Source organism: Cohnella hongkongensis (assembly GCF_042654645.1).
Classification (GTDB): Bacteria; Bacillota; Bacilli; order Paenibacillales; family Paenibacillaceae; genus Cohnella; species Cohnella hongkongensis.
The window spans coordinates 116,059-139,924 of sequence record NZ_JBHSEP010000008.1 but is presented as its reverse complement, the minus strand read 5'-3'; the positions used below and the strand labels follow the sequence as shown (position 1 = coordinate 139,924).

The 23,866-nt window shown below is 57.0% G+C and carries 24 protein-coding genes; 20 read left to right on the top strand and 4 right to left on the bottom strand.

The window, feature by feature from the left end; genetic code table 11:
- The first annotated feature begins 68 nt into the window (after positions 1–68).
- From nusB to spo0A, 12 genes are all read left to right on the top strand, one after another.
- On the top strand, positions 69–530 hold the full coding sequence (nusB, locus tag ACFO3S_RS13145; protein WP_378096507.1) for a transcription antitermination factor NusB: 462 nt from the start codon (positions 69–71) through the stop codon (positions 528–530).
- Complete coding sequence (folD, locus tag ACFO3S_RS13140; RefSeq protein WP_378096504.1) at positions 527–1,378, top strand: bifunctional methylenetetrahydrofolate dehydrogenase/methenyltetrahydrofolate cyclohydrolase FolD; 852 nt, start codon at positions 527–529, stop codon at positions 1,376–1,378. The genes nusB and folD overlap by 4 nt, the downstream gene beginning before the upstream one ends.
- Positions 1,379–1,389: 11 nt before the next feature.
- On the top strand, positions 1,390–2,754 hold the full coding sequence (gene xseA, locus ACFO3S_RS13135) for an exodeoxyribonuclease VII large subunit (RefSeq protein ID WP_378096501.1): 1,365 nt from the start codon (positions 1,390–1,392) through the stop codon (positions 2,752–2,754).
- A complete protein-coding gene (gene xseB / locus ACFO3S_RS13130; protein WP_378096498.1) occupies positions 2,747–3,022 on the top strand; it encodes an exodeoxyribonuclease VII small subunit in 276 nt (91 codons plus the stop codon). Before xseA ends, xseB begins: the two co-directional genes overlap by 8 nt.
- A gap of 52 nt (positions 3,023–3,074) precedes the next feature.
- Entirely contained in the window at positions 3,075–3,986 is a 912-nt protein-coding gene (locus ACFO3S_RS13125) for a polyprenyl synthetase family protein (RefSeq protein WP_378096495.1), read from the top strand.
- A 174-nt stretch (positions 3,987–4,160) separates the two neighbouring features.
- Positions 4,161–6,056, top strand: coding sequence for a 1-deoxy-D-xylulose-5-phosphate synthase (gene dxs, locus ACFO3S_RS13120; RefSeq protein ID WP_378096492.1), 1,896 nt, complete (start codon positions 4,161–4,163; stop codon positions 6,054–6,056).
- On the top strand, positions 6,056–6,916 hold the full coding sequence (locus tag ACFO3S_RS13115; RefSeq protein ID WP_378096489.1) for a TlyA family RNA methyltransferase: 861 nt from the start codon (positions 6,056–6,058) through the stop codon (positions 6,914–6,916). Before dxs ends, ACFO3S_RS13115 begins: the two co-directional genes overlap by 1 nt.
- Positions 6,917–7,113: 197 nt before the next feature.
- The gene (locus ACFO3S_RS13110) at positions 7,114–7,581 is read left to right on the top strand and encodes a hypothetical protein (RefSeq protein WP_378096486.1); all 468 of its coding nucleotides are present in this window, start codon (positions 7,114–7,116) and stop codon (positions 7,579–7,581) included.
- Positions 7,578–8,027 carry a transcriptional regulator AhrC/ArgR gene (gene ahrC, locus ACFO3S_RS13105; protein WP_378096483.1) on the top strand — a complete coding sequence of 150 codons (450 nt, stop codon included), beginning with the start codon at positions 7,578–7,580 and terminating at the stop codon, positions 8,025–8,027. The genes ACFO3S_RS13110 and ahrC overlap by 4 nt, the downstream gene beginning before the upstream one ends.
- A gap of 30 nt (positions 8,028–8,057) precedes the next feature.
- Positions 8,058–9,743, top strand: coding sequence for a DNA repair protein RecN (gene recN / locus ACFO3S_RS13100; RefSeq protein WP_378096480.1), 1,686 nt, complete (start codon positions 8,058–8,060; stop codon positions 9,741–9,743).
- A 127-nt stretch (positions 9,744–9,870) separates the two neighbouring features.
- Positions 9,871–11,202 (top strand): SpoIVB peptidase, encoded by a 1,332-nt coding sequence (gene spoIVB, locus ACFO3S_RS13095; RefSeq protein ID WP_378096477.1) that lies wholly within the window; start codon positions 9,871–9,873, stop codon positions 11,200–11,202.
- A gap of 242 nt (positions 11,203–11,444) precedes the next feature.
- The gene (spo0A, locus tag ACFO3S_RS13090; RefSeq protein ID WP_378096474.1) at positions 11,445–12,260 is read left to right on the top strand and encodes a sporulation transcription factor Spo0A; all 816 of its coding nucleotides are present in this window, start codon (positions 11,445–11,447) and stop codon (positions 12,258–12,260) included.
- Between the two features lie 141 nt (positions 12,261–12,401).
- Here spo0A and ACFO3S_RS13085 read toward each other — a convergent pair whose 3' ends face one another.
- Positions 12,402–12,482, bottom strand: a complete 81-nt coding sequence (locus ACFO3S_RS13085) for a putative holin-like toxin (RefSeq protein ID WP_378096741.1) — start codon at positions 12,480–12,482, stop codon at positions 12,402–12,404.
- A gap of 351 nt (positions 12,483–12,833) precedes the next feature.
- Between ACFO3S_RS13085 and ACFO3S_RS13080 the strand changes: the two genes are divergently transcribed.
- From ACFO3S_RS13080 to ACFO3S_RS13070, 3 genes are read left to right on the top strand one after another with little or no spacing between them, the layout of a single operon-like run.
- Positions 12,834–13,262, top strand: coding sequence for a chemotaxis protein CheW (locus ACFO3S_RS13080; RefSeq protein ID WP_378096472.1), 429 nt, complete (start codon positions 12,834–12,836; stop codon positions 13,260–13,262).
- Between the two features lie 12 nt (positions 13,263–13,274).
- Complete coding sequence (locus ACFO3S_RS13075; RefSeq protein WP_378096469.1) at positions 13,275–14,513, top strand: chemotaxis protein CheA; 1,239 nt, start codon at positions 13,275–13,277, stop codon at positions 14,511–14,513.
- A gap of 43 nt (positions 14,514–14,556) precedes the next feature.
- Positions 14,557–16,146: a methyl-accepting chemotaxis protein gene (locus tag ACFO3S_RS13070; RefSeq protein ID WP_378096466.1), complete on the top strand. Its 1,590-nt coding sequence runs from the start codon at positions 14,557–14,559 to the stop codon at positions 16,144–16,146.
- 62 nt (positions 16,147–16,208) lie between these two features.
- Here ACFO3S_RS13070 and ACFO3S_RS13065 read toward each other — a convergent pair whose 3' ends face one another.
- Complete coding sequence (locus tag ACFO3S_RS13065; protein ID WP_378096463.1) at positions 16,209–16,346, bottom strand: hypothetical protein; 138 nt, start codon at positions 16,344–16,346, stop codon at positions 16,209–16,211.
- 95 nt (positions 16,347–16,441) lie between these two features.
- Entirely contained in the window at positions 16,442–18,769 is a 2,328-nt protein-coding gene (gene yicI, locus ACFO3S_RS13060) for an alpha-xylosidase (protein WP_378096460.1), read from the bottom strand.
- Between the two features lie 122 nt (positions 18,770–18,891).
- Between yicI and ACFO3S_RS13055 the strand changes: the two genes are divergently transcribed.
- The 5 genes from ACFO3S_RS13055 to ACFO3S_RS13035 all read left to right on the top strand — a co-directional run bounded on the left by ACFO3S_RS13055 (position 18,892) and on the right by ACFO3S_RS13035 (position 23,373).
- Positions 18,892–19,773, top strand: coding sequence for a helix-turn-helix domain-containing protein (locus ACFO3S_RS13055; protein ID WP_378096457.1), 882 nt, complete (start codon positions 18,892–18,894; stop codon positions 19,771–19,773).
- 67 nt (positions 19,774–19,840) lie between these two features.
- Positions 19,841–20,977: a peptidylprolyl isomerase gene (locus ACFO3S_RS13050; protein ID WP_378096455.1), complete on the top strand. Its 1,137-nt coding sequence runs from the start codon at positions 19,841–19,843 to the stop codon at positions 20,975–20,977.
- A gap of 208 nt (positions 20,978–21,185) precedes the next feature.
- Complete coding sequence (locus ACFO3S_RS13045; RefSeq protein ID WP_378096452.1) at positions 21,186–21,887, top strand: response regulator transcription factor; 702 nt, start codon at positions 21,186–21,188, stop codon at positions 21,885–21,887.
- Positions 21,877–22,992, top strand: coding sequence for a sensor histidine kinase (locus tag ACFO3S_RS13040; RefSeq protein ID WP_378096449.1), 1,116 nt, complete (start codon positions 21,877–21,879; stop codon positions 22,990–22,992). The genes ACFO3S_RS13045 and ACFO3S_RS13040 overlap by 11 nt, the downstream gene beginning before the upstream one ends.
- A gap of 141 nt (positions 22,993–23,133) precedes the next feature.
- A complete protein-coding gene (locus ACFO3S_RS13035) occupies positions 23,134–23,373 on the top strand; it encodes a hypothetical protein (protein WP_378096447.1) in 240 nt (79 codons plus the stop codon).
- 89 nt (positions 23,374–23,462) lie between these two features.
- Here ACFO3S_RS13035 and ACFO3S_RS13030 read toward each other — a convergent pair whose 3' ends face one another.
- Complete coding sequence (locus tag ACFO3S_RS13030) at positions 23,463–23,798, bottom strand: DUF2627 family protein (protein WP_378096444.1); 336 nt, start codon at positions 23,796–23,798, stop codon at positions 23,463–23,465.
- Positions 23,799–23,866: the final 68 nt, after the last annotated feature.

Here is a 23,866-nt window from a genome sequence, read left to right as displayed (position 1 = left end):
CATTTACGGAAAAAATGTGAAGGCAGGGCGAACAGGGCTTCAACGACACGAAACATTCGGGAGGACTCATGAAGCGCAGACTGGCAAGGGAAATCGCGGTACAGAGCCTGTACCTGATCGAAATGAACGGAGTAACCGGGCTGGAAGCCGTGAACACGGTAATGGACGAAGCCCGTCAGGACAACGAAATCGGGACCGATGTGACGGAGCTCGGCAGCATCGACGCCTTTACGAGAGAGCTCGTTCAAGGCGTTCAGGACAAGCTGCAGGTGATCGATCAGCATCTGGCTGTCTATTTGACCGGATGGCAGGTGGACAGGCTTTCGCGGGTCGACCGGCAGATTTTGCGCCTCGCCGCTTACGAGATGCTGTACCGGGAGGACGTTCCTCCTAAAGTCGTCATCAACGAAGCGATCGAGCTGGCCAAGCATTTCGGCCGAGAAGAGAACGGCAAGTTCGTCAACGGGGTTCTCGGTCGGATGATGAAAGAGAGAGAAGCTAACAAATCCGAGGAGAGTGACCGGAAGTGAGCGCACAATTGATCGAAGGCAAAAAAATATCCGATTCGATCCGCGAGGAGATCAAGGCGGAGGCGGAGCGGCTGAAGGGAGAGGGCGTAACTCCGGGCCTCGTCGTCATCCTCGTCGGCGAGGATCCGGCTTCGCAAGTGTATGTCCGCAATAAGGCGAAAGCTTGCGAGCAGCTCGGGTATTATTCCGAGGTCGTCCGGCTGCCTGCCGAGACGACCCAGCAGGAGCTTCTGAGCTTAATCGCCCGCTACAACGAAGAGGCCAAGGTTCACGGCATTCTGGTGCAGCTTCCGCTGCCGAAGCATATCGAGGAGAAGGCGATCATCGACGCGATCGCGGTGGAGAAGGATGTGGACGGCTTTCATCCGGAGAGCGTCGGCAACCTGATGATCGGGGACGACACGCTGCTGCCCTGTACGCCCGCCGGCGTAATCGAGCTGCTCAAGCGGACGGGCAACGATCCGGCCGGCAAGCATGCCGTCGTTATCGGCCGCAGCAACATCGTCGGCAAGCCGGTCGCGATGCTGCTGCTTCGCGAGAACGCCACGGTGACGATCTGTCACTCGCGGACGCCGAATTTGCCGGAGATTTCCAGTCAGGCGGACATTCTGGTCGCAGCTGTCGGCGTGCCGAAGCTGGTGAAGAAGGAATGGATCAAGCCGGGCGCTGTCGTCATTGACGTCGGCGTCAACCGGCTTCCCGACGGCAAGCTGTGCGGCGACGTCGACTTCGACGACGCATTGCAGCGGGCGGGATGGATTACGCCGGTGCCGGGCGGCGTCGGACCGATGACGATTACGATGCTGATGGCCAACACGCTGAGGGCAGCCAAGCGCTCCCTCGCATAGGGGGCTTGCGGATGAGAGAACCGGCGCAAGCGTACACGATACGCGAGATTACCCGACGGATCAAGAGCAAGCTGGAAGGCGATTCCGGCCTGCAGGACGTCTGGCTGAGGGGCGAGATATCGAATTTCACGCTGCATTCCAGCGGTCATATGTATTTTACGCTGAAGGACGACGGAGCTCGCTTAAAATGCATTATGTTCGCGTCCTACAACCAGCGGCTGCCCTTTGCTCCCAAGAACGGCACGAAGGTGCTGGCTCGGGGAGGCATATCGGTCTACGAGCGGGACGGCCAATATCAGTTTTATGTCACTGCGATGCAGCCGGACGGCATCGGCAGCCTGTATCTCGCCTTCGAGCAGCTTAAGCGCAAGCTCGAGGAGGAAGGGCTGTTCCATCCGGAGAAGAAGCGGCCGCTGCCCCGATATCCGCGCACAGTCGGCGTTATTACTTCGCCTACGGGAGCTGCGGTCCGGGACATTCTGATTACGCTGGAACGGCGCAACCCCGGCGTGCATGTGCTGCTGTACCCGGTATCCGTCCAGGGAACCGGTGCGGCGCCTTCCATCGTCAGAGCCATTCAGGCGATGAACGAGCTGGGAGAGGCGGATCTGCTGATCGTCGGACGCGGAGGGGGATCGCTGGAGGAGCTGTGGGCGTTTAACGAGGAAGCGGTCGCCCGGGCCATCCGGGCTTCCGGCATCCCGGTCATCTCCGCGGTCGGCCACGAGACGGATTATACGATTTCGGACTTCGCCGCGGACGTGCGCGCCGCGACGCCAACCGCCGCCGCCGAGATCGCGGTTCGGCATATCGGTGAGCTGAGGCAGGAGCTGTCTCATCAGGAGCGGCGGATGGCCGGAGCGCTCCGAAGCCGGCTCGCTGCGGCCCGGGAGCGGTGGCAGCACGCGGCGCGGTCGCCTTATTTTACCCAGCCCCGGCGCAGCTTACTCGCCCAGGCGGAGAGGCTGGATCGGCTGAAGGAAGCGCTGCGTTACCGGATGAGGGCTGTGCAGAGCCGGGCGCAGGAGAGATGGACGCGGCTCGAGGGAAGTCTGCAGGCGGTCCGTCCGCGGCAGCAGGCCGTCCAGGCTCGCCAGAGGCTGACGGCTGCCTCGAAGGGGCTGGAGCTGGCCATGAACGCGATCGTTCGCGACAGAGCGGGCCGTTACGGCTCTGCGCTCAGGCAGCTGGATGCGCTCAGCCCGCTTAAGGTCATGGTTCGCGGCTACAGTCTGGCTTACGACGAGCAGGAGAAGAAGCTGATTCGGTCGATTCGCGAGGTACAACCGGGCGACCTCCTTCATCTTCGTCTATCCGACGGAAAATTGGATTGTCAAATATGGGGAATACACGGAGAGGAGCAAACGAATGGCTGACAACGGCGCAGAGAAAGCGGCAGCCGCGGAGAGCGGCGCTGCGGACATGTCGTTCGAGCTGGCCATGGAGAAGCTCGAGACGATCGTAGCCAAGCTGGAGAGCGGAGACGTGCCGTTGGAGACGGCGATCGAGCTGTTCCAGGAAGGAATGACGCTGTCCCGCCTGTGCGGGCAGAAGCTCGAGCAGGTCGAGCGCCGGATCGAAATGCTGGTGGAAGGCGATGCCGGCTGGCAGCGCAAGCCGTTCTCCGCAGGCAAGGAAGAGTAAGCTGCGGGCACGATTCGACTACAGACGCGTTGAAGAGCAGAGGGGTTATGACGTGAAGACTTCAGTGGAATTGCACACTTATTTGCAGGAGCAGCGGGAAAGGGTGGAAGCCGCGCTGCGGAGCGTCTTTCCGGCGAACTGGCCCGTCCCGGGCCGGCTGCGCGAAGCGATGGAGTATTCCTTGCTGGCCGGAGGCAAGCGGCTCCGGCCGATTCTGGCGCTGGCCGCCGCTGAAGCGGTGTCGGGCATGGAGGAGACGTCCGGCAAGGCGATGGCTTTCGCATGCGCGGTCGAGATGATTCATACCTATTCGCTCATTCATGACGATCTGCCCGCTATGGACAACGACGACTATCGTCGGGGCAGACCGACGAATCATAAAGTGTTCGGCGAGGCTATGGCGATTCTTGCCGGGGACGGCCTGCTTACGCACGCTTTTCACGTCGTCTCCCAGGCATCGGAAGCCGGCGTGCCCGCGGAGCGGGTGCTCGCCGTCGTCCGGGAGCTGTCCCGCTATGCGGGGCTGTCGGGCATGGTCGGCGGACAGGTGTCGGATATGCTCGGCGAGCAGGGGATAACGTCGCTTGATCAGCTCGAGCATATCCATCTGCACAAGACGAGCGACCTGATCGCCTTCTCGCTGCGTTCCGGCGGACATGCGGCGGAGGCCAACGAGCGCCAGCTGGAAGCGCTTGGCCGCTTCGGCCGCAATGTCGGCCTGGCGTTCCAGATCCAGGACGACATTCTCGACTTGACGGGGTCGGAGGAGAAGCTGGGCAAGCCGGTGAAGAGCGACGAGCGTCAGCAGAAGGTGACGTATCCGTACTTGCTCGGGCTGGACGAGAGCCGCAGACGCGTCTCCGAGCTGACGAGCGAGGCGGCCGACGCTCTGCTTCAAGCGGGACTGGCCAAGCCGGACCGGCTGCTGGAGATCGCGGGTTATTTGCTGAACCGGGACCACTGAATATGCGGATGCGAAAGCTCCGACCGGGAAGAACGCCAGGCGAGGCGCGATCTTCCGGTCGGGGCTTTTGGCTTTGTATGGCGGCTTGCGCCGCCAACGAGGAATTTGGGCATTGAATCGGGGTTATGGTATAATAGGTCTAATTATGGATGTGGGGAAAGCGGGGAACATGACTTGCTGCTCGAGCAAATCGACAGTCCGGATGACTTGAAAAAACTAGCGATACCCGAGCTTCCTCAGCTGGCGGAAGAAATTCGGCATTTTCTCATTCGGAAGCTGAGCGCGACCGGCGGGCATCTGGCGCCGAATCTCGGCGTCGTGGAGCTTACGCTGGCGCTTCATTATCACTACAACAGTCCATTGGACAAATTCGTATTCGACGTCGGTCATCAGGCTTACGTGCACAAGATGCTGACCGGACGTCAAGACCGGTTCGACACGTTGCGCCAGAAGGGCGGACTTTGCGGCTTCGTGAAGCGCAATGAAAGCGAGCACGACGTATGGGAGGCCGGACACAGCAGCACGTCCTTGTCCGCAGCGATGGGGATGGCTTTGGCGCGCGACTTGAAGGGCGCCTCCAACCGTGTCATCGCGATTATTGGCGACGGAGCGCTGACCGGCGGAATGGCGCTGGAGGCTTTGAACCATATCGGCCACGAGAAACGCAAGCTCATGGTCGTGCTGAACGATAACGAGATGTCCATCGCTCCTAACGTGGGAGCGATCCATAATTATTTGGGCAAGGTCAGAACGGAGAAAATATACCGCAAAACGAAGGACGAGCTGGACTGGCTGCTGCGCAAGGTGCCGGCGATCGGGGGCAAGCTGGCCCGCACAGCGGATCGCGTCAAGGACAGCCTGAAATATTTGATTGCGCCGGAAGGCGTGCTGTTCGAGGAATTCGGCTTGAAGTACTTCGGTCCCGTGGACGGACACGACGTCGGCAAGCTGCTGGAAGCGTTCAAGCAGGCGGATCAGGTCGACGGCCCCGTGCTGGTTCACGTGCTGACGACGAAGGGAAAGGGCTACTCTCCGGCCGAAGCCGATTCCCATAAGTGGCACGGTGTCTCGGGAGCGTACAAAATCGAGTCCGGACAGGTCGTGAAGCCGGTCGGCCCTCCGATGTACACGGAGGTGTTCGGACATACGCTGATCGAGCTCGCGGAGCAGGATGCGCGCATCGTCGCCATTACGCCCGCGATGCCGGGCGGCTCCGGGCTGCTGAAGTTCGCCGAGAGGTTTCCGGACCGGATGTACGACGTCGGGATTGCCGAGCAGCATGCCGGCACGATGTCCGCGGCGCTGGCGATGGAGGGAATGAAGCCGGTATTCGCCGTCTATTCGACATTTTTGCAGCGCGCCTACGACCAGGTCGTACACGATATTTGCCGGCAGAACCTGAACGTAATATTCGCCATCGATAGAGCCGGCTTTGTCGGCGCGGACGGCGAGACCCACCAGGGTGTATACGACATCGCGTTCTTGCGGCATATTCCGAACATCGTCATTATGATGCCCAAGGACGAGAACGAGCTGAGAAATATGCTGCGCACCGCCGTCGACTATGACGACGGTCCGATTGCCGTCCGATACCCGCGCATCGAAGGCGTCGGCGTTCCTTACGACGAGCGAATGACTCCGATCGAGATCGGAACGTGGGAAACGGTGCGAGAAGGCGATTATGCGGCGGTGCTGGCGATCGGGCCGATGGTGCAGGTAGCCGAGGAGGCCGCCGACTTGCTCAAGCGCGAAGGGATAAATGTTCGCGTCGTGAACGCCCGGTTCGTCAAGCCGCTGGACAGCCAAATGCTGCTGTCGCTGGCTAAGGAACGGCTCCCGATCATGGTCGTCGAAGAGGGCGCCGTACAGGGCGGCCTGGGCAGCGCGATTCTGGAATTCTACGCGCTTCAGGGCGTTCAGCCCGCAGCCGTCCATCTCGCCGGCATTCCGGACGTGTTCGTGGAGCATGCGACGGTGAAGGAGCAGCGCGAGGAAGTCGGGCTGACGGCGGAACATATCGCGAAGCGGCTGTCTTCGCTCGCGGTGCGCAAGCGGCAAAGGGCAACCTGATGGAGAAGGCGCAGGCAACTAAGGAGCGGCTCGATCTTCTGCTTGTCGAGCAGGGGTATTTCGAAAGCCGGGAAAAAGCGAAAGCCGCCATAATGGCAGGTCTCGTGCTGATCGGGACGGAGCGGGTCGACAAGGCGGGAACGAAGGTGCCGCGGAATGCGGCGATTACCGTCAAAGGCTCCGTACATCCCTACGTCAGCCGCGGCGGCTTAAAGCTCGAGAAGGCGATTCGCCATTTCGGGCTGAGCCTGCAGGGAGCGGTCATGCTCGACATCGGCGCCTCAACGGGCGGATTTACCGACTGCGCCCTGCAGAACGGAGCGGCCCGCGTCTACGCGGTCGACGTCGGGTACAACCAGCTGGACTGGTCCCTCCGCCAGGACGAGCGGGTTCAAGTGCTCGAGCGGACGAATTTCCGTCATATGACTGCAGATCAGCTCGACGGCCCGCTGCCGGGCTTCGCGACGATCGACGTCTCGTTCATCTCGCTGAAGCTGATTCTGCCGGTGCTGACCGGTCTGCTGCAGAGCGGCGGACATGCGATCGCCCTGATCAAGCCGCAGTTCGAAGCCGGGCGGGAGCATGTCGGCAAGTCGGGGGTCATCCGGGATCCGGCCGTTCACGCTCAAGTGCTGAAGGACGTGCTGGGGACGGCTCGAGAGCTGGGCTATGCGCTGCAAGGCTTAACGTATTCTCCGATCACCGGAGGAGAAGGAAACATCGAGTTTCTGGCTTATTGGCGGCTTGATCCGGCTGCCGGATCCGTTCCGCCGGATGCCGAGGGCGCGGGCGGACGCGACGAGCGCATCTCGAGCACGGTGGAGGAGGCCCACCGCGTTTTTCGCCGCAGCTCTTCATAATTCAAGTCATAAGCCATTGCCCGGACGACCCGGAGCTGCCGAAGAACGGCCTGAGGAATCGATCCGGGCCTCCGCGCATCTCCGGGTTTTCGCTTCAAGAGAGGAAAATTGGCGGTCGATCACGAAAAGGTAACAGCAAACGGGGCACCAGGTCCAGACAGCGCAGCTCACCGTAACGGAACGTTCGGGAGGCGGTTATGGGTAGCGTCGGAGATTGGGTCATTATGCTGATTGCGGCGGCGATCATGGTTTGGTGGGTCATCAGAAGGTTGGATCGCTGGCTTCACGAGCCTCCGGATGCGCGTCTTCGCAAGCTGGCGGCCGCAGGCGGAGTCGAGGAGGACGAGCATGTCGCTTTGTTGAGAGAGCATGGATTCCAGGCGCTGTCGGGCAAGCACCGCATTTCGCTGGGCGTGTCTGTCGATAACGGGCCGGTTATGCCGACGCGTCTGTATTTCGATTATTTGGCCGTTAAAGACCATCAATACTACTTGGTGAAGCTCGAACGGGCAAGGCAGCCGCTGGAGTGGACGCCGAGCGCATTGCGCGAGCGGCTGCTCGTCTACGCGCTGCTGTTCCCGGACTGCTACGGCATCGTGATCGTGCCGGCCCAGGAACGTCAAATCAAAATCGTTCGATTCAAAGTGGAGGCTGGCGAGAAATGAAAGGACAACGTCAACGCAAAATCCGCGAGCTGATCGGCTCGAGGGAAGTCGAGACGCAAGAGGAGCTCGTCGAAGCGCTAGGCTTGGAAGGAATGCAGGTGACCCAGGCGACGGTCTCGCGCGACATCAAGGAAATGCAGTTGATTAAAGTTCCGCTCGAAGACGGGCGTTACAAATATTCGATGCCTCAAGACCAGCGCTACAATCCCGCGCAGAAGCTGAAACGGGCGCTGCTCGACCATTATTTGGGGGCGGAAGCGGCCGATAACCTCGTCGTCCTGAAGTGCTTGCCGGGAACGGCGGGTACGATTGCGGCGCTGATCGACGGGATGGATTGGCCTGAAATTATCGGAACGATCGGCGGAGACGATACGACGCTGATCATCAGCCGAACGAAGAGCGACGGAGAAGCCTTGCTAAAGCGAATCAACGAGATGATGCAGTGACGAAACCAGTCGAGTCCAAGGGGGCTTATTATGCTGCGGGAATTAACGATTCATAATTTGGCTGTCATCGAGAACGTGTCTGTCGCCTTTCACGACGGGTTCCATGTTCTAACCGGGGAGACGGGCGCGGGAAAATCGATCGTCATAGACGCGCTGACTTTGGCCGCTGGCGGACGCGGCTCCGCCGAGATGATCCGCCACGGCTGCGACAAGGCGGATATCGAAGCGGTGTTCGATCTGGCGCCCGGGCATCCGGTGTGGGAGACGCTGAGCCGCTTGGGCATCGAGGCGGACCGGGAAGAGACGCTGTTGATTCGACGGGAGCTGCTTGCGCACGGCAAGTCGACGGCGAGAATTAACGGCCAGAGCGTCACGCTGACGATGCTGAAGGAGGTGGGCGAGCATCTCGTCAACATTCACGGTCAGCACGAGCACCAGTCGCTTCTGAAGACGGAGAAGCATCTAGAATGGCTCGATCTGTTCGCCGGAGAGGACATCCGCGGGGAGAAGACGGCTTATCGTCAGCTTTATCAGCAGTATGTAAGCGTCGGACGGGAGCGGCGCGAACTGGAGGAGAAGTCCAGGCAAGGCATACAGATGCTCGACCTGTACCGGTTCCAGCTGGAGGAGATCGCTGCGGCGCGGTTAAAGCCGGGCGAGGATGAATCCTTGACCGACGAGAGGCGCAAACTAGCCCATGCGGAGAAGCTGGCCGAAGCGGCGACGGAGGCTTACGACCTGCTGTACGGCGCGAAAGGGTTGTCGGCGCTGTCTCGGTCCTTGAGCCGTCTGCAGGACATTGTCAAGTTCGACCCCGAGGCGCTCCAGCCGATGATCGATCAACTGCAGAACGCCTACTACACCGCCGAGGACAGCGCTTATCAGCTTCGGGATTACAAGGAAAACATCGAATTTAATCCCGAGCGGCTCGCGGAGATCGAGCAGAGGCTCGACGTTCTGCACGGGTTAAAGCGCAAGTACGGCGAGACGATCGAGGATATTTTGAGCTATCGCGATAAAATTCAGGCCGAAGCGGAGCAGCTCGACCATCGCGAGGAGAGGCTCGAGAAGCTGTCTGAAGAGGAAGCCCGCCTCCGCAGCGAGCTGCAGGAACGGGCCGAGAAGCTGTCGGCGATTCGCAGAAGCGCGGCCAGAGTGCTGGCCGATCAGATCGAGCAGGAATTGGCCGAGCTGCAGATGGAGCGGTCCGTGTTCGAGGTCAAGCTCGGAACGACGGAGTTGACGGCTGCAGGCTTGGACACCGCCGAATTCGTGCTGTCGACGAATCCGGGCGAACCGCCGAAGCCGCTGGCGAAAATTGCGTCAGGAGGCGAAATGTCGCGCGTCATGCTGGCGCTGAAAGCGATATTCGCTCGCATCGACGAAATTCCGGTGCTCGTATTCGACGAAGTGGACACTGGCGTCAGCGGAAGAGCGGCGCAAGCGATCGCGGAGAAGCTGAGCTTGCTGTCTCGCCATTGTCAGGTGTTCGCCATTACCCATCTGCCTCAAGTGGCCTGTATGGCCGATCACCAATACGAGATCCGCAAGCAGGTAAACGAACAGTCCCGGACGCGCACGTCGGTCGCCGAGCTATCGCCGGAGCAGCGGGTCGAAGAGCTGGCGCGGATGCTCGGCGGAGTGGAAGTGACGGAAAAAACCCGGCATCACGCACAAGAAATGCTTAGTCTGGCGGAGATCCGAAAAAACGCGTAACGACGCGAAAAATCGATCGGGTAGGAAGCTTTTTGAGAACATAAAAGGGGCATGCCACGGTTACCTTATAGGTACGTTATCGGCGACATACAGAGAGCCGATTCAGACTGTAAGGGAGCGTGAGATCTTGTACCAGCAACACTCCAGAAGACGCCGCCGCATCGGTCTTGTAGTCGTTCTAATGCTGATCATCGCCGTCTGCTCGACCCCGTTTCAGCATTTCGCGGAGTTTCCGAATCGGGTCAGACTTTTTCAAGGACAGCCGGTTTCGCTGCATTACGCCATGCCCGTGCATGCCCAAGTCAGCCTGAATCCGCAAGTGGCCGCAGTTAACGGCAGCGAAGACGCATCGGTCCAAGTCGATCTCAGGCAGCCTTTATCCATTCAACCCAAATCGAGCGGCGTTACCCATCTGAAAATGAAGCTGTTCGGCAAAATCCCGTTCAAGACGGTTCGGCTTCAGGTCATTCCGGATTTGCGCGTTGTGCCTGGCGGTCAGACGATCGGCGTCAAGGTCAAATCCGCAGGCATCATGATCGTCGGCCATCATCTGGTCCATACGAAGAGCAGCTCGAAGGTGTCGCCGGGTGAAGAGGCTAAGCTAAGGCTCGGTGACCTGATCGTCGAGATTAACGGACAGCTCTGCGACGACATTTCCAAAATCGCCGCCTATTCGGAGGAAGCCGGACGCAGCGGAGAGCCACTGAAGCTGTTGGTGCAAAGAGGGAAGGAAAGATTCAGAACGACGATTACCCCCGCATACGACGAAGAGGATAAAGCGTGGCGGCTCGGTCTGTACATTCGGGACTCGGCGGCCGGCGTCGGAACGTTAACGTTCTACGCCCCGGATCAGGGCGTCTACGGCGCGCTCGGTCACGTCATTACCGATATGGATACGCAGACGCCGATCGTCGTCGGCAGCGGAGAAATTTTGCAGTCGAGCGTCTCCTCGATCAACAAAAGCCAAAACGGCGAGCCCGGCGAGAAAAGAGCGCATTTTCTGAAGGAAGGCCGCACATTGGGCAGTGTGGAGCGCAATACGCGCTTCGGTATTTTCGGCAAGATGAAGCAGCTTCCCGAGCACTCGTACCATCCGGAGCCGATCTCGGTCGCCTTTGCCGAGGAAGTAAAGGAAGGTCCGGCGCAGATTCTGACGGTGGTGGAGAAGCAGAAGGTCGAGAAGTTCGATATTCAGATCGTTCATGTGTCCAAGCAGTCGTCGCCGGCTACGAAAGGAATGGTCATCAAAATTACCGACCCGAAGCTGCTGGAAAGAACGGGAGGCATCGTGCAGGGCATGAGCGGCAGCCCGATTATCCAGAATGGCAAGCTGGTCGGAGCGGTCACCCACGTATTCGTCAACGATCCGTCTTCCGGGTACGGCTGCTTTATCGAATGGATGCTGCAGGACGCGGGCATTATGCTCGATCCCGAACAAACGATTTCTAAGGCGGTCTGACGCCTTAGATTTTGTTTGTTTGATCTAAAATCCGAACGATTGTCGAAAATGTACGAAACGAATCATCATTTGACGCGTTTTGACACAAATTATTAATTATATTCGATTTTCAATAATAAATAAAGAAAAATTTTTTAATCCAGAAGGAATACGCCGAGGGGATGTCGAAATTGGATTAACAGAGAAACGGTGAGCGTTTTTCGTCAATTTATTCTCGCATAGAGGAAAGGGAGGACCAGACATTGCCACGTATTGAAGTGTTCTTAGCAGACGACAACCGAGAATTTACAAACTTGTTATCGGAGTACATCCAAGAGCAGGATGATATGACGGTCATCGGTGTGGCGTACAACGGAGAAGAGGTCATCCGTCAGCTGGAAGAAACACGAATCGTACCGGATGTCATGATCCTTGATATTATTATGCCGCATCTGGACGGACTAGGCGTCCTGGAAAAGCTGCGGGATATGAATTTGTCCCCGATGCCCAAAATCATCATGCTCACAGCTTTCGGACAAGAGAACATTACGCAGCGTGCGGTGCAACTTGGCGCTTCTTACTACATACTCAAACCGTTCGATATGGATGTTCTGGCGAACCGGATCCGTCAGCTGGCCGGCAACGCAGCCGCTTCGTCGATCACGACGTCTTCCGTCCCCAGCGGAAGCGCAAGCCGCTCCAACGTCGTCCAGATCGGCAAGCCGAAAAATCTCGACGCCAACATCACGAGCATCATTCACGAAATCGGCGTTCCCGCGCACATTAAAGGGTATCAATATTTGCGGGAAGCGATCACGATGGTGTACAACAACATCGAAATTCTCGGCGCCATCACGAAGACGCTGTATCCGGCTATCGCCGAGAAGTTCAAGACGACGCCGAGCCGGGTTGAACGCGCCATCCGCCATGCGATTGAAGTCGCCTGGACGCGCGGCAACATCGACAGCATCAGCCACCTGTTCGGCTACACGATCAACATCGCGAAGTCGAAGCCGACCAATAGCGAATTCATCGCGATGGTCGCGGACAAGCTGCGGATCGAGCATAAGGTGAGCTGAACGTAGGCGCCGTAAGGAAAGGTCATTCAAACGCAGAGGAGCCGTGCGGCTAACACGACTCCCCGCAACAGCCGCTTTTTACGGGTGGTAGGCTCAATAGGCAATCCGGCGCAAATAAACCGATTCCTTGGTGAGGGCGGTTTATTTGCGTTTAAAGGACAGTATCGTAACGATCAGCGAACCGAACGTTAGCATAAGTATTAGTGCTTCAAATACTGTCACGGGCAGAGCGGCGATTGTGTCGCTCTTTTTGTTTTCCACGCGCGCTTTTTTTATGCCCGCAATAAGGGATTTACTCTGTGACTCTACTCTCGAGAACGGTCTCTGGCTGCCTTTTTTACGGAAGAGGAGTTTTCTTTATCTTAATTTAAAGTAGAAATATGAAAATTTATGTAGTAATTTGTCGAAGAATGTCGTACAACTGTGATTGTAGGCAGGTTTTTTTATGATCCGTTACGGCAAAGGGGTGGATAGGGAATCGCGGTTTCGTTTAAGGGGAGGCGCATTCTTTTTTTGGGATGAGGATGAGGAAGGGCAAAGCATCTCAACCGTTAAAGGAAAGGGGGCGACAGGATGAATCCGACTGCTCGGGAGCAGTATATCGAATTTGGCATCGGCGAGGAGTTTTACGCCATTCGCATTTCCGACATTCACGAAATTATTAAAATGCAGGAGATTACAGAAATCCCTCATTGCCGGGACTACGTGCAAGGTGTCATCAACCTGCGAGGGAAGATTATTCCGGTGATCAGTTTGCGGAGTCTGTTCGGACTGGCTCCCCAATCCGTCACGAAATCGACCCGAATTATCGTCGTTGCGCATTTCGAAGAGTCTGTCGGCATCATCGTGGACAAGGTGAGCAAGGTGGCCACTTTCGCCGATATTCAAGATCCTCCGGATCGGGTCGGCGGTTTGGACGGAGGCTACTTCACCGGAATCGGCATCGCGGATTCCCGACTGGTCGGCATTCTCAAGCTGGACGAAGTGCTCCTGAGAGAATAAGTGGAGGAGCGAATGTCTGACATGCTGGAGGACAAAGAGCTTGATTCGGCAAAGAGCAAGGGACAGAGCGTGCGCGTCAACGTAGACAAGCTTGAGCAGATGATGAATAGGGTCGGAGAGCTCGTCATCGATCAGACCCGCATCCGGCAGTTGGAGGCGGATATTCGGCGACAGGAAGGGGCAAGCGACGCCATCGAGGAGTTGAGACACCTCGCCGGCCGCTTGACGAGAGTGATCGGCGATCTCCAGAATACCGTCATGAGAATTCGTATGATTCCGCTGGACCAGTTGTTCAGCCGATTCCCTCGAATGGTGAGGGACTTGGCCCGCGCTTCGGGCAAGGAGGTCGAACTGATCGTCGAGGGAGGCGAGACGGAACTGGACCGTACGCTGCTCGAAGAGATCGGAGATCCGTTCTTCCGCTTGATTCGTCACGCGATTGAGAAGGGGATCGAGATTCCGGAGAAGCGTCTGGCTGCCGGGAAGCCGGCCAAGGGCGCGCTTCGCATTCGCGCGGGTTATGAGGACAATCAGGTGGTCGTCATCGTTGAGGATGACGGCGCGGGCCTCGATCCGGACCGATTAAAGCGGATGGCGGTCGAGCAAGGACTCCTTGCCGAGGAAGGCGCGGCAGGTCTTGGCGAGCACGAAGCGCTGGAGCTGATCTTCCATCCGGGCCTGACCACGGCTTCGCTGAGCGGCGACGAAGCGCCGGGCGGAAGCCAGGGGTTGGACAGCGTCAGGGCCGGGATCGAAAGGATCAACGGGAAGGTCCAGGTCGACTCGAGGCGCGGAGTTGGAACCAAATTCAGCGTGAGGCTGCCGATTACGCTCACGATTATTCAGGGGCTGCTGGTGGAGGTCGCCGACCGGCCTTATGTCGTTCCGATGAATCAGGTATCGGAAATTGTGCGCATCCAGGCCGAATCCGTCGTCACGGTCCAAGGCCTGCCGGTCATCACGCTGCGCAATAAGGTCGTTCCGCTCGTATGGCTGCACGACTATTTGGGCTTTGCCCGCGATTCCTTGCGCGGCCGGCAGATGTCGGTTTTAGTCGTCGGACATGCGGCGGAACGGGTAGCTGTCGTCGTGGACAGGTTAAACGGCAATCAGGATGTCGTCGTCAAAACGCTGGGCGCGTTCATCGGTCAGCCGGAAGGCGTAGCCGGGGCGACTCTACTCGGCAACGGGAAAGTGGCCTTTATTCTCGATCTGGAGGATGTTGTCGCACAGCTCGGTTTCTACCGGTAATTCCGATTGTATTAAAGACCATTCAACTTATGAGGTGACCGTCATGAAATGGTTCTACAACCTGAAGACAAGCGTCAAACTGATATCGGCCTTTCTCGTGATCGCGGCTATCATGGCTTTCATCGGCTTTTACGGCTTAAACAATCTGGGCAAAATCAACAATCGGCTGAACGATATGTACAGCAACCAACTCGTTGCCGTTAAATCTCTCGTGGAGGCGCAAGCTAATCTGAACGAGATGAGAAATAGCCTTCGAAAGCTGTATATGGTGGATAGGGCAGACCAGATCGATCAGGCTAAGGCGACGGTCAATAGCGCTATGGAGGCGGTCAAGAGCAGCATAGAGACGTTTCGTCAAACCGAGCTGACCACGAATTCGCAGGAGGCGCTTCGGCCGTATGATGCAGCCTGGCAAGATTACGTTAATCTGTTCATGCAGACCGTGGAGCTTAAGGATGCGAATCGTCTGGAGGATATGGAGATTCTAATCGACGGCGACTTAACGGTCGAATCGCTCGAGCTTCAGGCCACATTGAAAAAACTGATCGATATCAACATCAAGGAAGCGGAGCAAGCGCGTTCCAACGGGCAAGAGGTTTACTCTTCGTCAAGTACGGTCACAATCATTATCGTGGTCGCCGCCACGATTCTCAGCATTCTATTCGGTTACGCCATATCGCAAGTAATCGCCAGACCGCTCCGGAAGGTCGTTAACCTGGTCACGCAGGTGGCGGACGGCGATCTGCGCAACACGATCAACTTGCAGACCAAGGATGAGATCGGAGCTTTGAGCGGGTCGATCGATCAGATGGTGATCAACCTTCGCGGAATTGCAACGAACATCACCAATCACTCTCACAGTCTGTCTGCCGCCGCTCAGCAAATCTCCGCAAGCACGGAGGAAATTGCCAGCAGCAGCTCCAATCAGGCAAGCTCGGCGCAGATGATCAGCGAGCTGTTCAACGAGCTGTCGATCGCCATTCATTCCGTCGCCCAAAATACGGATCAGGCGTCCGATCTGTCGGAGAAGACGATGAGAGTCGCCAGCGAAGGAAATGAAATTATCCGCTCCTCGATGGAGAGCATGAATGAAGTCAGCGGTAAAATGTCTCGCCTGGAGGACGACTCCCAGCGCATCGGGGAAATCATCGAAGTGATAGAGGACATCGCCGATCAGACGAATCTGTTGGCCCTTAATGCGGCGATCGAAGCGGCTCGGGCAGGAGAGCAAGGGAGAGGCTTCGCGGTCGTGGCCGACGAGGTGCGCAAGCTGGCGGAGCGAAGCGCGGAAGCGACCAAACAGATCACCGGAATTATTCGCGTGATGCAGGAGAATACGCAGAAGAGCGTCCAAGCGGTCGAGGAAAGCGTGAATTACTCCAAGAGAACGGGAGAATCGTTCATGCAGATCGCCAGCATGGTCAACGAAGCCGGGCAGAAGGTGTCCGAGATCGCGGCTGCGAGCGAAGAACAAGCGGCGCAATCGTCCACCGTGCTAACTTCCGTCGAGAGCATCTCGGCCGCTACGGAAGAAGCGGCGGCGGCAAGCCAAGAGACGGCGGCGACCGCTCAATCGCTCACTCATCTGGCGAGCGACCTGCAGGCGTCGGTATCGATTTTCAAAATAGACTAAGGCGGAACGCAAGGACTGTCCTGAAGGGTTATCATTTCCCTTCGGACAGTCCTGCGATGCTTTTAAGGCTGCAGCATTTTCACGATTTCGTCCATCTGCTGACTGATGGCGAGCATGAGGAAGTAGGGGAGAAGTCCCTGAGCGGTAATCCGCTGAGGGCACAAGCTCAAACACATGACGCTTGCGGTTGAAATAGACATTGGCTCTGCCCTCGGTGTAGAGCAGCAGGGCGCACTCGGTTTTGACCGTAACGGGGCAACTGAGAACGGACGCTCCGAAGGAGCGGGATGCAGGGCTAATCGCTCAGCCGAATGACGACCGAGTCGCCGCTGGACGGAACGATCCGCATCCCCAGTTCCGTCGCTTCCGCTTGCCCGTCTTCGACGGAAGCGACTGCGGAAATTCCCCGCAAGACGAGACTCCAGCCTTTCGCTTTTCCCTCCGACTCAAGCTTGATTTCATTTCCCCGGCGGCTGGCCGAGACGGAAAAACGGATTTTACCTTCTGTATCCGGAACTAATGCCGATGCTGTCGATCTGTCCTGCAGCGCAAACAAGTGCAGAGTTACTCCGTCCGTATAATCGTAGTCCGGACGCGTATCCTCGCTGCCGACCGGAATGAGGCGGTTCTCTCGGACGTACAAGGGGAGGCTGAAATAATCGTAGCGTTCGTTTCTCCAGCCTCCTCCCTGTACCTGCTCGCCGCTCAAGAAATGAGTCCACGTCCCCCGGGGCAAGTAGTAGAAGGATTGACCTTCCGAATTAAAGATCGGCGCGACCAGCAGCGAATCTCCGAGCATATATTGGCGATCGAGATAGTCGCAGGCCGGATCGTCGCCGAATTCGAGCACCATCGCCCTCATCAGCGGAAGACCGGCTTCGGAAGTCGAAGCCGCCTGTCCGAACAAATACGGCATCAGTCGAAGCTTCAGCTTGGTGAAGAAGCGAAGGACGTCGACGGCTTCTTCGTCATAGAGCCAAGGAACGCGATAGGACGTGCTTCCGTGAAGCCGGCTATGGCTGGATAACAAGCCGAATTGCACCCATCGCTTATACAAATCCGGAGATGAGCTTTGCTCGAAGCCGCCGATGTCGTGGCTCCAGAAGCCGAAGCCGGACAGGCCGAGCGACAACCCTCCGCGCAAGCTCTCGGCCATCGATTCGTAAGTCGCCTCGCAATCTCCGCCCCAGTGGACGGGGAAGCGCTGCCCGCCCGCCGTAGCCGAGCGGGCGAACAGGACGGCCTCCCCTTTGCCGCGCTTCTCCTCGAGCAGCTCGAAGACGGTCTGATTGTAGAGCTGGGTATAATAGTTGTGCATCTGCATCGGATCGGAGCCGTCGGAATAGACGACATCGGTCGGGATGCGCTCGCCGAAGTCGGTCTTGAAGCTGTCCACGCCCATGTCGAGCAGAGCGGCGAGCTTGTCTTGGAACCATCGGCGGGCTGCCGGGTTCGTAAAATCGACGATGCCCATGCCATACTGCCATAGATCCCACTGCCATACGCTGCCGTCGGGACGCTTCAGCAAATAGCCGCCAGCCATGCCTTCGTCGAACAAGGCGGAGCGCTGAGCGATATAGGGGTTAATCCAGACGCAGATATTCAAACCGCGGGCTTTCAGCCGACTGAGCATGCCCGCCGGGTCCGGGAAGACGCGTTCGTCCCACTCGAAGCTGCACCATTCGTATTCCTTCATCCAGAAGCAGTCGAAATGAAAGACGGCAAGCGGCAAATCCCTGGCCGCCATCCCTTCGACGAAGCCCGTCACAGTCTTCTCGTCGTAATCGGTCGTAAACGACGTCGTCAGCCACAGGCCGTAGGACCAGGCGGGGGGAAGCGCCGGTTTGCCCGTGAGCGAGGTATAGTTGCCGAGCACAGCTTTGAGGGTATCCCCGCCGATCAGGTAATATTCCAGCTGTTCGCCCTGGACGCTGAATTGCGCCTTCGATACCGCCTCCGAACCGATCTCGAAAGAGACGAGCTCCGGATGATTGACGAAGACGCCGTATCCCCGGTTGGTGACGTAGAAAGGAACGTTCTTATAAGCCTGCTCGGAAGCCGTTCCTCCATCCTCGTTCCAGATTTCCACGACTTGGCCGTTTTTCACAAAGGGCGTGAATCTTTCCCCCAGCCCGTACACCGTCTCTCCTACAGCCAGGGAAAGCTGCTCCCGGAAATAGTGGACGCCGTCCTCGGCCTGAACGTAGGCGGTGGAACGGGTTCCGCTGCCCGTCAGCTTCTTGCTTCGATAAGCGTAAGTAATCTGAACCGGGTGCCGCTTCGTAACGGTAACGGTCGTGTCCCCGCTTGTCAGACTGACGAAGCGGTCGTTGTTCTCGATGCGGACGTCGGCGTTGCCCGTATGCAGCAGGTCGAAGGAAGAAGGCCCCTGACGGAGCTTCCCTTTATGATGATAGAACTTCGCCCGAATGACGTCGGCCATCGGAGAGGAGAACTCCATCGTCATCAGCGGCTCGTTCAGCGTGTTGCCGCGGTTTTCGAGCTTGCGGTGGGTGGCGTAAACGGTAATCGATCGGGCCCCGACGCGCACGTCGTGAACTTCATAAGGACTAAGCAGCCGATAGCCTTTTCTTGTCATCCAGTAGCCGTCCGTAAATTTCATTCGATCATCTCCTTGTTCAAGCTCGCAAGGTATAGAGTTCAATAACATTTTAATGATATTATAGTTAGTAATCTTGCAATATTATGCTTAAAACTAACAATATTATGATATGGGGTGCGAAAATGGATCTGAAGCTGCTGAAGGAAGACCGCCGGCACGGAACGCCCCCTTTTCCGTTTGCGACTTACGCGATGGATCGTCAGGCCGACGGAACGGTGTTGGACAACCACTGGCATGAAGAATCCGAGTTTTTGTGGGTGGTGAGCGGACAGGCCGTTTTCCAGATCGGCCTTGCCACCTTCGAGCTTCATGAGGGAGAGGCTATGTTCGTCCCCGGAGGAGAGGTGCACGGGGGATTCTCGGAGACGAATGGCCCGTGCAGCTACCGCGCCGCCGTCTTTCACCTGGACTGGTTGGCCGAAGGCGGCGACGACATCGCGGCACGCTTCATCCGGCCGCTGAGCAAAGGGGAGGCGTCGATTCCTATGTATTACGACAGGTCAACCGGCTGGGGGAGACGGGTGCTGGCCCGGTTAAACCGGATGTACCGGACGTTCGAGTCGGGAACCGAGACGAGAGAGCTGCGCATCAAGGCCGGTCTGTATGCTCTGTTCGCCGATCTGATCGATGCCGGCCAGTGGAGGCGCGCCGTGCCGGGCAGCACGGTTAACTCGCAGACGGTGGAGCGCTTGAAAGCCGCCGTCACCTATATGGAGGCGCACTTCTCCCAGCCGCTGTCCGTTCCCGCACTGGCGGAAATGGCGGGCATGAGCGCCGGCCACTTTAGCCGAATGTTCAAAATCGTCATGCGCAAGACGCCGATGGACTATCTTAACCATTATCGGATCCGGCACGCCGCCTACCTGCTGCAAAATACGGATTGGTCCGTTGCAGAAGTGGCTCTGGAGACGGGACTGCCCCATTTCAGCTACTTCAGCAAAAAATTCAGTGCGGTTTACGGACGAACGCCGTCCCAATTTCGCAAAAAATTTAGGAGTCTTTAAGGTTTATTTCTGAAATTCTGGTATAGTGAATGAATGGCTGTCCATAAAACGAGGGGGAATTGCAAAGATGGCTGAACATAACGAAAAGGATGTTCAAAATAAGGAAGATCAAGTGACGAATGAAGCGATCGAGAAGGAGCTGGAGGAGGCAAACGCGCCGCACTCGCCGATCGAGCTCGACAAGACGGCCGGCGCTGCTGCAGCCGGGAGTGCAGCAGCGCCGCGAGGCTCCTCCGCGGCGGCGATCGTTCCTTGGGCGATCGCGGTTATTGCGGTTGCCGCGCTCGTGTTCGTGTTGATCCGGAATCCTTCGGGCGCAGAGAGCAATGAAGCGCTGGGGGAGATGGAAGGCTATACGATCAAGAAGACCGACGTCTACGAAGAGGTGAAGAGCAAGCTGGGCGCAGATCAGATGGCGGCTCTGGTCGACGAGATCGCTCAGTCCAAGATCATCGAATTGGAGTCTGAGAAAGCCGGCATTGCCGTAAGCGAAGCGGACGTTCAGCGCGAGCTCGACAATTTCAAGAAGATGTACGGCTTTGAGACGGACGAAGATATGTCGATGGCGCTCATGCAGGCCGGAATCACGCTGGAGGATCTTAAGGAGACGCAGATCCTTCCAAATCTGAAGATTAAGCTTCTGTTCGAGAACAAGCACCCGGTGACGGAGGACGAGCTGAAGGCTTATTTCGAAGAGAACAAGGATTCGACTTTCGCCACGACTCCGAAAGAGGTTCAGGCTTCTCACATCCTGGTGGAAACGCAGGAAGAAGCCGAGGCGGTATTGGCCGAGCTGAACAACGGCGGAGATTTCGCCGAGCTGGCCAAGGAGAAGTCGATGGATCCGGGCTCCAAGGAACAGGGCGGAGATCTCGGGTTTTTCGGCCGCGGCGTCATGAATCAACGCTTCGAGACCGCGGCTTTCGCTCTGGCCAAGGGCGAGACGAGCGATGTCGTCGAGGCGGACAACGGGTTCCATATCATTAAGGTGACCGACATTAAGGAAGCGGTCGTTCCCGAGTACGATACGGTGAAGGACGATGTCCGTCAGGCGTTCTACGACGAGAAGTTGGGGATGGAAGCCGCAGCCTGGCTCGACACCCTGAAGTCGGACCGAAACTACAAAAATTTGATCGAAAAGGCAGATGAGGCGCCGGCCGCATCGGCGCCGGCCTCTCCGGAAGCTTCGCCGTCGGCGGAATAAGCGAATCTGCACTTGAGACAGCAGCCCTTCCTTCGCAGGGGGGCGCTGTCTTTTTTAGTGTTTCAAACTTAAAAATTACCTTAAGCCTTTCTTAAGAAGTGTAAAACCTGAGGCGAACATAGGACAGGAAGCGAACGGATGCGGTATAGTGGGAAAGATAAGGGCGATGATGCATCGCGAAGTGAGAAACGAAGGAGCCGTCCGAACGATGTCCAAATCCATCCTTATTGTTGACGACGACCACGAAATTGCCAATCTGATCGATATTTATTTGCGCAACGAAGGCTTCGACACCGAACAGGCGCATGACGGGGAAGAGGCTTTGAGCAAGCTGAAAAACCGGGACTTCCATCTGCTCGTGCTGGATATTATGATGCCCAGAATGGACGGGATGGAAGTGTGCAGGCGCGTTCGCGAGACGGCGTCCATCCCGATTTTGATGGTGAGCGCCAAGGCTGAAGATATGGACAAAATTCTCGGACTGATGACGGGGGCCGACGACTACCTCGTCAAACCGTTTAATCCGCTGGAACTGGTCGTACGGGTGAAGACGCTGCTGCGGAGAGCCTATCAGTACGGGGCTCAGTCCGCTGCCCCGGCAGCGGAGAACGACGGCGTGATTAAAATCAACGAGCTGACGATCAACAGATCGACACATTCCGCCGAAGTGGACGGACGAGCGATTCACCTGACGTCGACGGAGTTCGGCATTTTGTATTTGCTGGCGAGCAATCCCGGTCGCGTATTCTCGGCCGAAGATATTTTTCAGCAGGTATGGAAGGAAAAATATTTCGAGTCGAACAATACCGTTATGGTTCATATCAGCAAATTAAGGGACAAGCTCGAACAGGAGATGGGACGCAAGCTGATCACGACCGTGTGGGGGGTTGGCTACAAAATTGAGATCTAGCATCGCGGCGCGCATGGCTTGGAGGCTGGTCTGGCAAATTGGCGTCAGCGCGATTCTCGCCGTCGTGACCGGCTATATGTCGATCATCATTTTGGAGAGAATGACGCGCGACAACTATAGCCAGCGTTCGTTTATCCGCAGCTTGTATTACACCTTCGGCGAAACTCCGCTTATTTTTTTCGGCTGCTTTGTTCTGTTTATCGTATACATGGTGCTCTTCAACTGGAGACGCTTCAGCTATTACGACAAGCTGAGCCGTTCCGTGGAACATATCGCGCTGAAAGGGAATTTTGAGGATCAAGTTCCCGTCAAGATGAACAATGAAGTGTCCTTGCTGGCCCACAACGTGAATTTGCTCGTCATGGAGCTGAAGCGATCGTTGGACGAGGAGCGGAAGGCGGAGCAGACGAAAAACGAGCTGATCACGAACGTCTCGCATGATCTCCGCACACCGCTTACTTCAATTATCGGGTATTTGGGGTTGATCGAGCAGGACCGTTACCGGGACGAGGTGGAGCTTCGCCACTACGTTCAGGTCGCCTATGCCAAATCGGAGCGTTTAAACGTGCTGATTCAGGATTTGTTCGAATATACCCGGATGAGGCACGACGTGATTCCGTTAAGACGGCAAACGTTTAATCTTGTCGAAATGATGAATCAACTGCTCGTTCATTATCGGTTGTCGCTGGAGACGGCCAAGATGACCGGCAAATTGATTACAAGCGTTGGCGAGCTGCAGATTGAGGGCGATCCCGACAAGCTGGTGCGCGTATTCGAGAATTTATTGTCCAATGCGATTAACTACGGAGCGACCGGAGGCAAGGTAGACATCTACCTTAACAAGCTGAACGAGGCGGTCGTCATCGAGATCGTCAATTATGGGGAAGCGATCCCGGCTGCGGATTTGCCGCATTTGTTCGATCGGTTCTATCGTGTGGACAAGTCGCGAACCGAGAATAAGGGGGGCTCGGGGCTGGGATTGGCCATTGCCAAAGGGCTCGTGGACAAGCACGGCGGCACGATAACGGTAACGAGCGACGGCGACAGCACCAACTTCCGGGTAAGACTTCCGTTAAAGCAGCCTCCGGCAGCCGAACAAATTTAAGAGAATCTTATGATTTGTTTTTCAATTATTTAAAAAGTTTCCTATACAATGAACAAGGTGAGGTGATTCGGCGGACGCCCAAGGCCCGACCCGGACAGAGATGAAAAAATGCGGCTGGATGAGGCAAAAGGAGAACGAAGGATGAAGGACTACGGTCATCGAGTGGAAGCGTTGAGAGCGGTCGAAGCGCTTTGTTATTCGCTTTGCATCCATATTCTGGTTGAAGAATCGCTTGCTTGGAACGCAGCCCGAATGACCTTAATCGATTTGTTCGAGGACGAGCAGTATTGGCAGTCGGATTCGGAAGAGCAGAAGCGTCTTGTCCGCAAAAAAGCGATAGCAAGAGCGCTTGAGCAGGCGGCCAAGAAAGCGGCAAGCTGACGAGAGGAATTGTATCTATAGATGACGAAGGCATAGGCTCTGTCGCCCATAGGGGATAGAGCCTGTGTATGCATGGCGGTCGCATTCCGTTATTGTTCGGAGCCGGTGTCCCGCGATTGGCTTTCGCTGCTTTGCGGCGGTCTTGGAGGGCGCGGCACTTTCGTGCGAAAACGCGGAGACAAGTAATTGTGCTTCCGATCTCGGAAGAAAATCCAACCCCCAATAAAACCGATGCCAATCAGGAAAAGTATCGCTCCGCCGATAAACTTTCCCCATGTGAAGTCCGGGGAAACGACGTTAATATCGCCAATCTTCGCGAAGTAGTCGTAGACGGCATCCTTCATAAGCAAGAAGCCGTAGGCGGCTGCAATACCGGGAATCACCAGCAAAAGAATGGCGATTAGCCGCTGAATGAGCAGTTTCATAGGACGATGAAGCCCTCCTTCCCATCTCCTAATCATACCGGGTTTCTAGGGGTTTGTCCATGAATTCC